Source organism: Ruicaihuangia caeni, assembly GCF_029952955.1.
Classification (GTDB): Bacteria; Actinomycetota; Actinomycetes; order Actinomycetales; family Microbacteriaceae; genus Ruicaihuangia; species Ruicaihuangia caeni.
The window spans coordinates 46,387-61,133 of record NZ_JASATX010000006.1; the positions used below are offsets into that span (position 1 = coordinate 46,387).

The window sequence follows — 14,747 nt, forward strand, 5'->3', positions numbered from 1 at the left end:
AGCGGCGCGATAGTGCAATGCGCGTGCATACCTGCACAGGAGGAAAATTGAGATTCACGCGCATCGCGACGGCGGGGGTCGTCGTCGCCGCTGGAGCTCTCGTCCTCAGCGGCTGCACGCAGCCGTATGAGTCCGAGGTCGTCGAAGGCACCGAGATCACCATCGCCTACAACGAGAGCTTCTTCCACTTCAACGATGACAGTGGCGCCGGCAACAACACCGCGAACGGCAACGTCAAGTACATGGTCGACACCATGTTCTACTACTACGACGACGAGCCGAAGGTCGTCCGGAACACCGATTTCGGAACGTACGAGAAGACCAGCGATGACCCGCTGACCGTCGAGTACGAGATCAACGAAGGCGTGGTCTGGTCCGACGGCGTTCCCGTGAGCGGTGCCGACCTCCTGCTGCAGTGGGCGGCGATGTCGGGCAATGTCGAATCGGATGTCGCATTCGCGCCCGCCACCACCTCCGGACTGAGCCTGGTGACGGAGATCCCGGAGATCTCCGATCGTGGCATCACCCTCGTCTATGACGAGCCCTTCGTCGACTGGGAGCTCGCCTTCGATGTCGGCGTCTCTGCGCACGGCACCTACGCGCTCGCCTTCCCGGAGGAGTACGCCGACGTCCAGTCCGCTTGGGACGCCTACTCGGCATCCGGCGAGGAAGACGACTTCAAGTCGTACAGCGACGCCGCCAAGGCATTCGCCGAGGACGCCACGGATGCCGTCGTGACCGCGATCCAGGACGGCGACACCGCGACGATCGGTGCCCTCGCCAAGGCTTGGAACGAGGACTACGCCTACACGACGATGCCCGACAACCCGGCGAAGTTCCTGTCGAACGGTCCCTACGTGATCGACGAGATCGCTGAGGACGACTACATCACCCTCGCCGCGAACCCCCTGTTCACCTGGGGCCCGTCGCCGCACTTCGAGAAGATCACGATCCGCACGATCGCCGACTCGACCGCGGCTCTGCAGGCGCTGCAGAACGGTGAGCTCGATGTGTGGACCGGTCAGCCGACCGCTGACACCCTCGAGATCGCCAAGGGCATCGACGGCGCGCAGATCGAGCAGCGCCAGGAGGCCTCGTACGAGCACCTCGACCTGACCTTCAACAACGGCGGTCCCTTCGACCCGGCTACGTACGGCGGCGACAAGGACAAGGCCCAGAAGGTGCGCGAGGCGTTCCTGCTGACCGTGCCGCGTCAGGAAATCGTCGACAAGATCATCAAGCCGCTCGACCCTGAGGCCGAGGTCCGCAACTCGCAGATGATCATCCCGGGTGTCGAGGGCTACGACAAGATGGTCGAGGAGAACGGCTCCGCGACCTACGCCGAGGTCGACATCGAGAAGGCCAAGTCGCTGCTCGCAGAGGCCGGCGTCACCACGCCGATCGACGTGAAGTTCTGGTACCCGGAGGGCAACGTCCGCCGTGGCCAGGAGTTCGAGCTCATCGCAGCATCGGCTGCCCTCGCGGGCTTCAACGTCATCGACGACAGTGAGCCGAACTGGGAGTTCACCGACCCGTCGATCCACGCGATCAACCCGCACGACGTCGCGATCTTCGCGTGGCAGTCGGAGAGCCTGGCGATCTCCGGATCCGACCAGATCTTCGGCACCTACACCGACCCGCTGCTCAAGGGCGGCAACTACAACGGGTACTCGAACCCGGCGGTCGATGAGGGGCTCAAGGAGCTCGAGACGCTCACCGAGCCCGAGGACCAGCTCGCGGCGCAGATCAAGATCGAGCAGGCGCTGTGGGGCGACGCCTACGGCCTGACGATCTTCCAGTTCCCGGGTCTGCTCGTGTGGAGCGCCAACGTCGAGGGCGTATCGGCTATGCCGCTGAGCCCGACGTACCTGTGGAACTTCTGGGAGTGGACGCCGACCAAGGCCGGCGAGTAACCCCAGGCGCACGGGGCGCCCGCCCCGTGCGTTCCACCCGCGGGGGTTCCGGAATCGATTCCGGGACCCCCGCGTGCGTGAGCGTCGACGTGTGATTCCGTCGACGCGACGCTGACCCGGCGCGGCGCGGACGCTCCTGCAGCCGGGCCCTTGATACTCTGCGGCGACAACGAGGTTCGCCGAACGACCGAGAGGTGTCGTGTGCTGTCATTCGTGGTGAGGCGGCTGCTGGCCACCGTGCTGGTGCTCGTAGCGGCGTCATTCGTGGTGTACAACCTGACGGCCAACTACGGCGATCCGCTTGCCGATCTGAAGGGCAGCAAAGCGCCGAACCGGCAGGAGCTGATCGATCAGCGCATCGAGATGCTGAACCTGAACGAGCCGTCGATCGTGCGGTACGTGTACTGGCTCGGCGGGGCAGCGAAGTGCCTCATCGGCCAGTGCGACCTCGGCCAGTCGTACATCAGGGGCAACCAGCCGGTCACCGAGGCGCTCGCCTCGGCCGCCGGCTCCACCATTCAGCTGATCACTGTCTCGACGATCGTCGCGATCGTGTTCGGCGTGGCGGTCGGCATGATCACCGCGCTCCGCCAGTACAGCGGATTCGACTACACGGTCACGTTCTTCACCTTCGTGCTCTACTCGCTCCCCGTGTTCTGGGTCGCCGTGCTCCTCAAGGAGTTCGGCGCCATACGGTTCAACGACTTCATGGCGAATCCCGCGATTCCATGGTGGGGCTACGCCATCGTGGGTCTCATATTCGGCGTCACCCTCATGAGCATCGTGGGCGGCCCCTCGCGAACGCGGCTGCTCTCGTTCGGCATCGGCGCGGTGGCGAGCGTCGGCATCCTGCTGGTCCTCGTGCTCACCGGATGGTTCCAACGACCGACCGTCGGGATCATCGGCATCCTCATCACGGGCGCCGCCATCACCGTGGTGGTGAGCCTGCTGTCGACCGGTCTGAAGAATCGTCGCGCGCTCATGGCGGCGGGCGCCACCGTGGTCGTCTGGGCTGCGCTCTGGCAGCCGCTGCAGTTCCTCTTCTTCTACGTGCCGCAGTACTGGGTGCTCCTGGTGCTCGCGATCGTCGCGATCGGCATCGGCGTGCTCTCGGGCATGGTCTTCGGTCGCGACGACAAGCGCGAGCTCGCGCGCACGGCCGCGATCGTCTCAGTGCTGACCTACCTCGTCGTTGTGGTCGACCGGGTGCTGCTCGTGTTCCCCGACTACACGCAGCGCATCCCCCTCAAGAACGGCATCATCGCCACGATCGGCGCGACCACGCCGGGTCTGCGCGGCGACATCTGGTTCCAGATGCTCGACAGCTTCGCGCACCTCCTGCTGCCGACCATCGCGCTGACGCTCATCTCGTTCGCGGCCTACACGCGGTACGCCCGTTCGAGCCTGCTCGAGGTCATGAACCTCGACTATGTGCGCACGGCGCGCGCCAAGGGGCTCACCGAGCGCACGGTGATCATGCGCCACGCATTCCGCAACGCGATGATCCCCATCGCGACCATCGTCGCGCTCGACATCGGAGCGCTCATCGGCGGCGCGGTCATCACCGAAGAGGTCTTCGCGTGGCAGGGCATGGGGCAGCTCTTCGTCCAAGGGCTCGACCACACCGACGTGAACCTGGTGATGGGCTTCTTCCTGCTCACCGGCGTGGTCGCCGTCATCTTCAACATCCTCGCCGACATCGTGTATGCGGCCCTCGACCCACGGATCCGGGTGAGCTGACATGGCCAGAACCGACCGCACGCAAACCCCTCTCGGCGCAGGAACGGGCGCGACCGGCGCCATGCCGGGCGAACTCGGCGTCGAGGAGCGCGAACTCACCATCGAGCAGCGCCAGACCGCCGGCCTCAGCCAGGGCGCCATCATCCGCCGCCGCTTCTTCCGCCACCGCGCGGCCATGATCGCGCTCGCGGTGCTGATCATCCTGATCGTGTTCTCGTTCAGCTCCGTCGGCACCGTCATCGGCGGCACAGGGCGGCTCGCCGTCAACGCAGAAGGCATCCTCGCGCCCAATGGCTGGCGCGTGCCGGGCTGGTGGGACAAGGACTGGTACACGACCTACGGGCAGCTGAACCCGGGCGGTGCCCCGACCTGGGTGCTGCCATTCAACTTCGGCGAGTTCCCCTTCGGGCAGGACACCCTCGGGAAAGACATCTTCGCCCGCGTGATGCGCGGCATGCAGCAATCGCTCACGGTGATGTTCATCGTCGGCATCGTGTCGACGGTCTTCGGCATCGTGATCGGAGCCGTCTCGGGCTTCTTCCGCGGGTGGGTCGACTCGATCCTGATGCGCTTCACCGACGTGGTCATCATCGTGCCGATCATCGTGCTCGGCGCGATCCTGGGGCGCATCTTCGGCGGCAACGCCATCGTCCTGGGGCTGTTCCTCGGCATCATCTCGTGGCCCGGCATGGCCAGGCTCGTGCGAGGCGAGTTCCTCGGACTCCGCGAGCGCGAGTTCGTCGACGCCGCGCGGGTGGCGGGGGCGAGTTCGACCCGCATCATCTTCAAGCACATCCTCCCGAACGCGGTCGGCGTCATCATCGTCAACGCCACGCTCCTGATGAGTGCCGCGATCCTCATCGAGACGTCGCTCAGCTACCTCGGATTCGGCATCCAAGCGCCCGATGTCTCGCTCGGGCAGATCATCTCCGAGTACAAGGAGGCCTTCCGCACGAGGCCTTGGCTCTTCTGGTGGCCGGGCCTCTTCATCGTGGTGATCGCCCTGTGCATCAACTTCGTCGGCGACGGACTGCGCGACGCGTTCGACCCGCGTCAGAAGCGCATCCCGCGCCGCAACCGCCGGCGGTTCTTCGGCCTGGGCCGCACCAGCATCGCGGGCGGCACCGGCACGGCGGTCGGTACCAGCATCACCGACAAGCCGGTCGCCGATCCGGTGACCCGACCCAAGAAAGACACGCAGTGACGCCCGCCTCGGCGACGCAATGGCGGCTAGAGCGCAAGCACGATGACGCTCGCGATCAGAAGCACGACCAGCGCCACCGCCGTTCCGGCGTGCCAACGAGTGGAGTGCTCGGTGAGAGCGGTCGAGTCGCGGATGCCGTCGGCATCCGTCTCGAGCAGTCGCTCCCAGCGGCGGCGGACCACGAGCGCGGCGTGCCCCGAATCGGAGCGCGGTGCGTCGGCAGGTCGCACCGAGTCGCCGCGGTAGCTCGACTTCGGCAGGTGGCGGAGCTCGCCGCGGTTGGTGCTGATCGCCCCGAGCAGGCCCGGCGCGGGAGCCGACCACACGCTCACGCGCCGTTCGGCAGTCACGAGCGTGAGCGCGTATTGCGTCTCGACATCCGTGAGCGCACCCCACGGCACGACCTCCGTGCGCAGTACATTGCGCACCGTCAGCCCCTGATCGTCGACCGTGATGCTCGGGGCCCAGAACGCCGCCCAGGCGAGCACTCCGAGGAACGCCAACGGCACGATGTTCCACAGTTCCTCGCCGCTGCCGATCACGATGCCCACCGCGCCGACCGCGACCAACGCGATGACCGCGATCGCGATCACCCGCCCCACGCGCGAGACGATCGTGACGCGATCCCCGTCCGTTCGCCCCTGCTGCATGCCTCCATGCTCCCACGCGACGGCAGCGGGCGGCATCCGGAACAGGCGAAGGCAACCCCCATGGCTGAAGGGCGAAAGACGACGTGAACGCAACCGCGGTGACGAGCGACACACCGATCCTCGAGGTGCGCGACCTCGACGTCGAGTTCTGGGTCGATGGGCAGTGGATCCCGGCGGCCGAAGACATCACGTACACGCTGAACCCCGGCGAAGTGCTTGCGATCGTCGGTGAATCGGGCTCCGGCAAGTCGACCAGCTCGATGGCGCTGCTCGGCCTGCTGCCAGACAACGGGCGGGCCAGCGGCAGCGTCAAGCTCGAGGGCGAAGAGCTGATCGGAGCACCAGCGCCGCGCCTTCGGAAGATCCGGGGCGACAAGATCGCCGTCATCTTCCAGGAGCCCATGACGGCCCTGAACCCGGTGTATCGGGTCGGGTACCAGATCGTGGAGGCACTGCAGACCCACAACCCGGGCATGACCAAGGCGCAGGCCCGCACGCGCGCGCTCGAACTGCTGGGTCTCGTCGAGATGCCCGACCCGCAGAAGGCCTACGACTCCTACCCGCATCAGCTCTCGGGCGGTCAGCGACAGCGCGCCATGATCGCGCAGTCGATCTCCTGCGACCCAACGCTGCTCGTCGCCGATGAGCCGACCACCGCACTCGACGTCACGGTCCAGGCCGAGATCCTCGACCTGCTGCGCAACCTCCATCGCAGGTTGAACAGCGCCATCATCCTCATCACCCACGACATGGGCGTCGTGGCAGACCTCGCCGACCGGGTGATCGTCATGAAGGACGGGAAGACGGTCGAGCGCGGCGACATCGTCGAGGTGTTCCGCAACCCGCAGCATCCGTACACCCAGCAGTTGCTCGCCTCGGTGCCGCATCTGGGCCAGGGGGCGATTGGCGCGAGCGCGGGCGCCGGCACAGCCGAAGCGCTCACCGCGCCTGGTACGGGTGCCGCCACTGCCGCCGGCATGGCAGTCAGCGTCGAGGAGGTCTCCGGCGGCGCGGCAGCCCCCGCGCAGGTGAGCGAACTCGGCGACGCGCCCGTGCTCGAAGCAGCGAGGCGCAGGCCGGAGCCGTTCCTGGTCGCCCAGAACATCTCTATCGAATACCCCAAGCTCGGCCGGGTGCCTGCGTTCCGTGCGGTCGATGATGTGAGCTTCGAGATGCGACCCCGAGAGGTGCTCGGGGTCGTGGGGGAGTCTGGCTCAGGCAAGACCACCATCGGACGGGCGCTCGTGGGGCTGCTCCCGATCGTGGAGGGGACGCTGACGATCGGCGGCCAGAGCATGACCGGCGCCACCGCGAAGCAGTTGCGCGCCGTGCGCCGCTCGATCGGCATCGTGTTCCAAGACCCTGGCTCGTCGCTCAACCCGCGGTTCCCGATCGGTGAGAGCATCGCCGAACCGCTCCTGCTCAGCGGAGAGTTCTCACGCGCCCAGATGAGCGCGAGGGTCGAAGAGCTGCTCGACCAGGTCGAGCTGCCGAGGTCGTTCCGCAACCGGTACCCGCACGAGCTGTCGGGCGGGCAGCGTCAGCGGGTCGGCATCGCACGCGGGCTGGCGCTGCATCCGGCGCTGCTCGTGGCCGACGAACCGACGTCCGCGCTCGATGTATCCGTGCAGGCGCGAGTGCTGGAGCTCTTGCAGGAGCTGCAGCAGGAACTCGGCTTCGCCTGCCTCTTCATCAGTCACGACCTCGGGGTCGTCGACCTGCTGGCTGACAGGATCCTCGTCATGCACCGTGGCAAGATTGTGGAGCAGGGCACCAAGGACCAGATTCTTCGGAGCCCTCGCGAGGACTACACGCGCCGGCTCATCTCCGCGGTACCGCTGCCCGACCCGATCGAGCAGCGGAAGCGGCGCGAGGAGCGCGCCGCGGGCTGAGCGCGCTGAGCGGGCTGAGCGCGCTGAGCCCCGGGCCGGTCCCTGCAGGGCCGGCAGACGGCGGCGATGACGGCAAGCGATCGACGGAGCATCAAGGAATGACGCAGCGACGAACCGGCGCCGCTCGTCGGGCGGCCGCCGGGGCGGCTTCATTCTTGATCGCGGTGGCCGCGCTGGTGGGATGCACGCCGCAGGAGCGTCTCGTCGACGGCTCGACGGTCGTGGTCGAGCTGCCCGACAGGCTCAGCTCCGTCAACGCCGGCACCGGGCACGGGTCCACGCCCGCGAACCTCGCGGTCGCAGCGGCCACCGGCGGTGCCTTCGCCATCGCGCTGCCCGACGGGACGATCGAGCGGGACGAGTCGTTCGGCCGGATGGAGATCGTCTCCGATGACCCCTTCGCCGTGCGCTACGTGCTCGATGAGCGGGCGACATGGTCCGATGGCGTTCCAGTGACCGCCGCCGACCTTCTGCTCGAGTGGGCCGCCAACTCCGGTGCGGTCAACGAGCGGGGCCTCGACCGTGCCGACGCCATCGATTCCGAGAGCGGCGAGCCACTGCCCGGCCTCGAGGATGACGCGGTGTTCTTCGATCCAGCGCCGAACTCGCCGCTGCGGCAGGCCTCGCGCACTCCGCAACTGGTCGACGACGATGACAGGGCGTTCACCCTCATCTGGGACGAGCCCTTCGCCGATTGGGAGTTCGCTCTCGCGCCGAGCGTTCCGGCGCACGTGGTCGCGCACCTTGCGCTCGATGCCGAGATCGCGACGACGGATGCCGCTGCAGCGGCCGCGCAGCGCGTGGCAGACGCGATCCTCGCCGTCGCTGCGCCCGCTGTCGCCGAGCCGCCCGCCGATGACTCCGACGCGTCCGGCGCGTCCGACGCATCCGACGCATCCGACGATGACGTCGCGGGGGAGCGCGGTACCGACGACGCCTCCGCGGAGCTCGCCTCCATCGCGCGCGCCTGGAACACCGGGTTCGATCTGCGCGGCGATGGCGGCACCTCGGATGCGGATCCGATCTTCGTCTCGAGCGGCCCGTATCGCGTGTCGTCGGTTTCCGGCGGCGTGGCGACCCTGGTGGCGAATCGCGAGTACCGGGGTGACCGTCGCCCCGGTGTCGAGACCATCGAATTGCGCGCCGCGGGCGATCCGCTCGAATCGGTGCACGCGCTCGGCGCCGGCGAGGTCGACGTCATCGCCCCAGCCCCGAGCCGCGAGATCCTCGACGCGCTCGACGCCCTCGACGGCGTGGAGGTCGTGACGGGGCTCGATGGAATGTTCGAGCACCTCGACTTCCGATTCGCCAAGAGCCGCAACGGTGACATCGAGCGTCCCGAACTGCGGCGCGCGATCCTGTCGCTGTTGTCGTCGAAATCCTTGCTCGACGCGAAGGACTCCGGTGCGCCACCGGGCGCCGTGCATCGCGACTCGTTCGTGCTCGCGCCGGGTCAGCGAGGATACGACGCCGCTGTGGACGGCACCGCAGAGGCGCGTCCAGAGCCCCAGAAGGCCTCCCGGGTGAAGCGCGAACTCGCGGATGCCGGCATCGTCGACCCGGAGCTGTGCGTGCTGTTCGACCCTGCGAACCCGCGCCGATCAGCGGAGTTCGAGCATGTGCGTGCGACGCTGTCGCCGGCCGGCATCCGAGTCACCGACTGCTCCGACCCTGACTGGATCGAGGTGATCGGCGACCCGGGCGTGTGGGATGCGGCGCTCTTCGGCTGGCGTGCGACGAACCCCGGCGTCACCGGGCTCAGCACGCGATTGCATTCCACCGAGGGCGCCAGCAACTTCTCGTACTACGCCGACGACGAGGTCGACCGCCTGCTCGGGGAACTGCATGCGGCGACCGACGACGGCGACCGGCGCGACCTGCTGGTAGCCATCGACGAGCGCCTCTGGGACGACGCCTACGGTGTGCCGCTCTACCAGTATCCGGCGCTGGTCGCGCAGACGGATGCCGTGAGTGGCGTGACGCCCTCGCCGCTGCCGCAGGGGCTGCTCTGGAACGCCTGGCAGTGGATGCCCGGCTCGGCACGATAAAATCGCAGATCGCGGGCATCCCCGCCGCTTTCCCCGATCTTGAGGACACCCTCGCATGGCAATCGCCACCCGCTCAGATCTGCGCAATGTCGCGATCGTCGCCCACGTCGACCACGGCAAGACGACCCTTGTCGACGCAATGCTCCGGCAGACCAACTCATTCGACGCTCACGCCGCTGTCGACGATCGGGTGATGGACTCGGGCGACCTCGAGCGCGAGAAGGGCATCACCATCCTCGCCAAGAACACGGCGATCACCTACCGCGGCGAGCACTCGGGCGGCGATCCGATCACCATCAACGTGATCGACACGCCGGGCCACGCCGACTTCGGCGGTGAGGTCGAGCGAGGCCTCAGCATGGTCGACGGCGTCGTGCTGCTCGTCGACTCCAGCGAGGGACCGCTGCCCCAGACCCGTTTCGTGCTGCGCAAGGCGCTCGAGGCGAAGCTGCCCGTGATCCTCGTCGTCAACAAGACCGACCGCCCCGACGCGCGCATCGACGCGGTCGTCGGTGAGGCCACCGACCTGCTCCTCGGCCTCGCGAGCGACATCGCCGAAGACCACCCCGACCTCGACCTCGATGCGGTGCTCGACGTGCCCGTGGTCTACGCCTCGGGCAAGGCAGGGCGGGCGAGCACCGAGCGGCCCGCAGACGGGTCGCTGCCGGCGAGCGACGATCTCGAACCGCTGTTCGGCGCCATCCTCGAGCACATCCCTGCGCCCACCTACGACGATGAGCACCCGCTGCAAGCCTGGGTGACGAACCTCGACTCCTCGCCGTTCCTCGGCCGCCTCGCCCTGCTGCGGGTGTTCAATGGCACCATCCGCAAGGGCCAGACCGTCGCGTGGGTGCGGCACAACGGCGACGTCGCGAACGTTCGCATCACCGAACTGCTGAAGACGCAGGCGCTCGACCGCTACCCCGCCGAGAGCGCGGGCCCGGGCGAGATCGTCGCCGTGGCCGGTATCGAGGACATCACCATCGGCGAGACCCTCGCGGACGCCGACGACGTGCGGCCCCTGCCGAGCATCACGGTCGATGACCCCGCCATCTCGATGACGATCGGCACGAACACCTCGCCCCTCATGGGCAAGGTGAAGGGTCACAAGCTCACCGCGCGCATGGTGAAGGACCGTCTCGACCGTGAGCTCATCGGCAACGTGTCGCTCCGCATCGTCGACGTCGGCCGGCCGGATGCCTGGGAGGTGCAGGGCCGCGGGGAACTCGCGCTCGCGATCCTCGTCGAGCAGATGCGGCGCGAGGGCTTCGAGCTCACGGTCGGCAAGCCCCAGGTCGTGACGAAGACCGTCGACGGCCGGGTGCACGAGCCCTTCGAGCACCTCACGATCGATGCCCCCGAAGAGCACCTCGGGGCGATCACCCAGCTGCTGGCGGCCCGCAAGGGCCGGATGGAGGGCATGGCCAACCATGGCACCGGTTGGGTGCGCATGGAGTTCATCGTGCCCTCGCGAGGCCTGATCGGCTTCCGTAGCGAATTCATGACCATCACCCGGGGAACCGGTATCGCGAACGCCATCTCGCACGGCTACGGTCCATGGGCGGGCACGATCACGACGCGCAACAACGGCTCGATCGTGGCCGACCGCGCCGGCGTGGCGACACCGTTCGCGATGATGGCGCTGCAGGAGCGCATGACCTTCTTCGTGAACCCCACCGAGGAGGTCTACGAGGGCATGGTCGTCGGCGAGAACTCGCGCGGCGAAGACATGGACGTCAACATCACCAAGGAGAAGAAGCTCACCAACATGCGCTCGTCGACCGCTGACGAGCTCGAGAAGCTCACGCCTCCGCGCCAGCTCTCGCTCGAGGAATGCCTCGAGTTCGCGCGTGAGGACGAGTGCGTCGAGGTGACCCCCGAGAAGATCCGCATCCGCAAGGTCGAGCTCGACGCGACGGCCCGTGCGCGTGCAACGTCGCGCGCGAAGCGCCAGGAGGCGTGACGCTGCGGCATCCGTCGCTATGATTCGAGCGGATCGCCCCAGCGGCGACCGCAGTTTCCTGGCCGACCGAACCGCGGCGGCATGTCACCGAGGAGTTGTCTTGTCACGTCACCGTCCGCGCAGCGCCGTTGCTGCCGTCGCGCTCGCCGTGCTGCTCGCCCCCGCGCTCGCGGGGTGCTTCCAGAACCCTGTCGACGCCATCGTCGAGCGAGGGGTGGAGGAAGCGATCAAGGGCGCCACGGGCGTCGAGGTCGATGTGACGGGCGACGGCTCGTCAGTGCCCTCTGACTGGCCGACCGCCGTGCCGCTGCCTGATGGTTCGGTCTCTGACGGAGCCTCCATCACCACCGGCGGCTCGACGACCTGGACGGTCACCCTGCGGCCCCAGGGCGATGTGCCGACAGTGTTCGCCCAGGCGAGGGAGGCGCTGAAGGGTGCCGGCTTCGAGGAGACGTTCGTGACTGAGGCGCCCAACGACGCCTCCGGCATCTTCGGCGACGGCACGTACACCGTGCTGCTGACGGTGGCCGACAGCAGCGGCGGGACGGAATCCGTGTACGTGGTCTCCGAGGGCACAGGACAGTAACGCGCGCAATGATCCCGCGCGTGCACGAGGAGGCGCCCTTCAAGGGCCGGGTGCTGTTCGTGCACGCGCACCCGGACGACGAGACCATCTCATCGGGCGGCATGCTCGCCGCGCTCAGCGAGCAGGGCGTGCAAGTGAGCCTGCTCACCCTCACCAGGGGAGAACTCGGGGAGGTCATTCCCGAGGAGCTGCGGCACCTGCAGGGGTCGCCCGACCTCGCACCGCGCCGCGAGGCCGAGCTGCGAGCGGCGCTGCAGGCGCTCGGAGTCAGCGACCACCGCTACCTGGGCGAGCGCGACGCGCGGTGGGCCGACCTGCCACCCCGACGGTACGAGGACTCGGGCATGAGGTGGGCGGAGCCGGGTCGCGCTGAGCCGCTCGACGCGGTCTCGGCATCGTCGCTGTGCGGCGCTCCGCTCGCGGAGGTCGCGACCGACATCGCTGCCGCCATCGCGGCGTTGCAACCGGATGCGGTGGTGAGCTACGACGCCGATGGCGGCTACGGCCACCCCGATCACGTGCGAGCGCATCAGGCTTCACGGCTCGCGGCGGATGCCGCGGGCGTGCCGTTCTGGGTGATCGAGCCGGCTCGCGGCGAAGCGCCCGCAGCCGACGGCTTCGCGCAGCCGGTGCCGGATGACGCGGTGCCGATCGACGCTCGAGGGGTGCGGGAGCGTGTCACAGCCGCGCTGCACGCGCATCGCACCCAGTTGCAGCCGGTGGACGGCGGGTTCGCGCTGTCGAATGGAACCCGCATCCCCATGCCCGACATCGAGTACGTGCGCCCGCTCGACCCCGCCGACCCGCCCGCGGTCGTCGCCCGCTCCAAGTCTCCGAAGGCCGCCCCGCCCGCAGCGCTCGCCGCAGGGGCGCTCACGGTCTTCGGCGGCCTGCTCATCGGCGCGGTCATGGGCGCACTCGGAACGGCCGCCCACCAGGCGGTCCCGCCGTGGGGGATCGCCCTCTCGCTCGTCATGGTCGCCTCCGTGCTCGCCGCGCTTCGCGCGTTGAACGAGACCCGGCTCGCCGCGGTGGCGGCATCCGTGGGTCTCATGGTCGTCATCGTGATGCTCGCGACTCCCGGCGCCGGCGGCTCGGCGTTCATCCCGGCCACTCCTGCCGGGTACGCGTGGACGTTCGGCCCGGCGGTCGTCGCGTTCATCGCGCTCGCCTGGCCTCGGTTGGGGCGCAGCACCCGCGAGTAGGATGGTTCTTCGAGCCTCGAGCAGAAGGACCTTCCGCACCATGACCTACGTCATCGCCCTTCCCTGTGTCGATGTCAAGGACCGCGCTTGCGTCGATGAATGTCCCGTCGACTGCATCTACGAGGGCGACCGGATGCTGTACATCCACCCCGACGAGTGCGTCGACTGCGGCGCCTGCGAGCCCGTCTGCCCTGTCGAGGCGATCTACTACGAAGACGATCTGCCCGAGGAGTGGTCCGACTACTACAAGGCCAATGTGGAGTTCTTCGACGAGATCGGCTCTCCCGGTGGCGCGGCCAAGGTTGGAGTCATCAATGCCGACCACCCGGTCGTCGCGGCGCTGCCCCCGCAGGCCGGCTGATGCGGTCGCTCGACCTCCCCGACTTCCCCTGGGATCGAATCGAACCCATCAAGCAGCGCGCCGCCCGGCATGAGGACGGTCTGATCGACCTCTCGGTGGGCTCTCCCGTCGACGAGACGCCCGCGGTGATCCGCGAGGCGCTGCGAGAGGCGACCGACGCCCACGCCTACCCCGCCACAGCGGGAAGTGAAGAGTTGCGACAGGCGATCATCGACTGGTTCGCGCGTCGCCGTGGTGTCACTGGCCTCGAGCATCGCAATGTGCTGCCGACGATCGGGTCGAAGGAGTTCATCGCGACCGCTCCGCTCATGCTCGGTGCGCGGCCTGGCGATGCGGTGGTGGTGCCGGTGACGGCGTACCCCACCTATGAGATCGGCGCGCGGTTGGCCGGTGCCGAGACCGTGCGGAGCGACGACCCGGCCGAGTGGCCCGCGAACACCCGCGTCGTGTGGGTGAACAGCCCGGGCAACCCCGATGGGCGGGTGCTGGGGATCGGCCAGCTGCGCGCTGCTGTGCTGCGTGCCCGGGAGCTCGGGGCGGTCATCATCTCAGACGAGTGCTACGCCGAACTCAACTGGCAAGGGGCGGATGCCGCGGACCGACCGGCCAGCGACGGCGACGGCGACGGCGACTCGGCACCGACCCCCAGCATCCTCGACCCACGCGTGCTCGGCGGCAGCCGGCTCGACACGCTCGCCGTGTACTCGCTGAGCAAGCAGTCGAACCTCGCCGGCTACCGTGCGGGACTGGTCGCCGGCTGCGGACGGCGCATCGCGCAATTGCTCGAAGCTCGGAAGCATGCGGGCCTCATGCCTCCCGCGCCGGTGCAGCACGCCATGGCCGTGGCGCTCGGCGACGACGCGCACGTGGCGAAGCAGCGGGAACGGTACCGCGCGCGCCGTGAGCTGCTGAAGCCCGCGCTCGAAGCGGCGGGTTTCCGCATCGATCACTCGGCGGCGGGCTTGTACCTCTGGGCCACCGAGGGCCGTCCAGCGATCGAGACGCTCGACAGGCTCGCGGGCATCGGCATCCTCGCGGCACCCGGCACGTTCTACGGCGACCCCGAGTCGCAGCACGTGCGGTTCGCGCTCACCGCGAGCGACGATCGCATGGCGCTCGCAGCGGAGAGACTCGCCCGATTCCCGAGCGGCGAGGCGATCCGCTCGTCAGCAGCAGCGATTTAGA

The 14,747-nt window shown here is 68.3% G+C and carries 11 protein-coding genes; 10 read left to right on the forward strand and 1 reads right to left on the reverse strand.

All coding sequences use genetic code 11. The annotated features are described in order from the left end of the window. Window positions 1–47: 47 nt before the first annotated feature. The 3 genes from QF206_RS11780 to QF206_RS11790 all read left to right on the forward strand — a co-directional run bounded on the left by QF206_RS11780 (window position 48) and on the right by QF206_RS11790 (window position 4,857). On the forward strand, window positions 48–1,913 hold the full coding sequence (locus QF206_RS11780) for an ABC transporter family substrate-binding protein (protein ID WP_281489436.1): 1,866 nt from the start codon (window positions 48–50) through the stop codon (window positions 1,911–1,913). A gap of 201 nt (window positions 1,914–2,114) precedes the next feature. Beyond that, entirely contained in the window at window positions 2,115–3,653 is a 1,539-nt protein-coding gene (locus QF206_RS11785) for an ABC transporter permease (protein WP_281489437.1), read from the forward strand. 61 nt (window positions 3,654–3,714) lie between these two features. Next, window positions 3,715–4,857 carry an ABC transporter permease gene (locus QF206_RS11790; protein ID WP_281489475.1) on the forward strand — a complete coding sequence of 381 codons (1,143 nt, stop codon included), beginning with the start codon at window positions 3,715–3,717 and terminating at the stop codon, window positions 4,855–4,857. 26 nt (window positions 4,858–4,883) lie between these two features. Here the strand turns inward: QF206_RS11790 and QF206_RS11795 are convergent, their stop codons facing one another. After that, on the reverse strand, window positions 4,884–5,543 hold the full coding sequence (locus tag QF206_RS11795; RefSeq protein ID WP_281489438.1) for a PH domain-containing protein: 660 nt from the start codon (window positions 5,541–5,543) through the stop codon (window positions 4,884–4,886). 47 nt (window positions 5,544–5,590) lie between these two features. Here QF206_RS11795 and QF206_RS11800 point away from each other — a divergent pair, with 47 nt between their 5' ends. From QF206_RS11800 to dapC, 7 genes are all read left to right on the forward strand, one after another. Next, a complete protein-coding gene (locus QF206_RS11800) occupies window positions 5,591–7,399 on the forward strand; it encodes a dipeptide ABC transporter ATP-binding protein (RefSeq protein ID WP_281489439.1) in 1,809 nt (602 codons plus the stop codon). Between the two features lie 98 nt (window positions 7,400–7,497). Further along, window positions 7,498–9,447 (forward strand): ABC transporter substrate-binding protein, encoded by a 1,950-nt coding sequence (locus QF206_RS11805; RefSeq protein ID WP_281489440.1) that lies wholly within the window; start codon window positions 7,498–7,500, stop codon window positions 9,445–9,447. A 55-nt stretch (window positions 9,448–9,502) separates the two neighbouring features. Then, window positions 9,503–11,410, forward strand: a complete 1,908-nt coding sequence (typA, locus tag QF206_RS11810; protein WP_281489441.1) for a translational GTPase TypA — start codon at window positions 9,503–9,505, stop codon at window positions 11,408–11,410. A 100-nt stretch (window positions 11,411–11,510) separates the two neighbouring features. Further along, on the forward strand, window positions 11,511–11,996 hold the full coding sequence (locus QF206_RS11815; RefSeq protein WP_281489442.1) for a hypothetical protein: 486 nt from the start codon (window positions 11,511–11,513) through the stop codon (window positions 11,994–11,996). 8 nt (window positions 11,997–12,004) lie between these two features. After that, window positions 12,005–13,201, forward strand: coding sequence for a PIG-L family deacetylase (locus tag QF206_RS11820; protein ID WP_281489443.1), 1,197 nt, complete (start codon window positions 12,005–12,007; stop codon window positions 13,199–13,201). A gap of 40 nt (window positions 13,202–13,241) precedes the next feature. Beyond that, window positions 13,242–13,562 carry a ferredoxin gene (gene fdxA / locus QF206_RS11825; RefSeq protein ID WP_281489444.1) on the forward strand — a complete coding sequence of 107 codons (321 nt, stop codon included), beginning with the start codon at window positions 13,242–13,244 and terminating at the stop codon, window positions 13,560–13,562. Further along, the gene (gene dapC, locus QF206_RS11830) at window positions 13,562–14,746 is read left to right on the forward strand and encodes a succinyldiaminopimelate transaminase (RefSeq protein WP_281489445.1); all 1,185 of its coding nucleotides are present in this window, start codon (window positions 13,562–13,564) and stop codon (window positions 14,744–14,746) included. The genes fdxA and dapC overlap by 1 nt, the downstream gene beginning before the upstream one ends. Window position 14,747 lies beyond the last annotated feature (1 nt).

Coding starts and splice junctions, on each gene's coding strand:
- QF206_RS11790 (WP_281489475.1), top strand. CDS start 3,715: ATGCCGGGCGAACTCGGCGTCGAGGAGCGCGAACTCACCATCGAGCAG.
- QF206_RS11795 (WP_281489438.1), bottom strand. CDS start 5,543: ATGCCGCCCGCTGCCGTCGCGTGGGAGCATGGAGGCATGCAGCAGGGG.
- QF206_RS11805 (WP_281489440.1), top strand. CDS start 7,498: ATGACGCAGCGACGAACCGGCGCCGCTCGTCGGGCGGCCGCCGGGGCG.
- typA (WP_281489441.1), top strand. CDS start 9,503: ATGGCAATCGCCACCCGCTCAGATCTGCGCAATGTCGCGATCGTCGCC.
- QF206_RS11820 (WP_281489443.1), top strand. CDS start 12,005: ATGATCCCGCGCGTGCACGAGGAGGCGCCCTTCAAGGGCCGGGTGCTG.
- fdxA (WP_281489444.1), top strand. CDS start 13,242: ATGACCTACGTCATCGCCCTTCCCTGTGTCGATGTCAAGGACCGCGCT.
- dapC (WP_281489445.1), top strand. CDS start 13,562: ATGCGGTCGCTCGACCTCCCCGACTTCCCCTGGGATCGAATCGAACCC.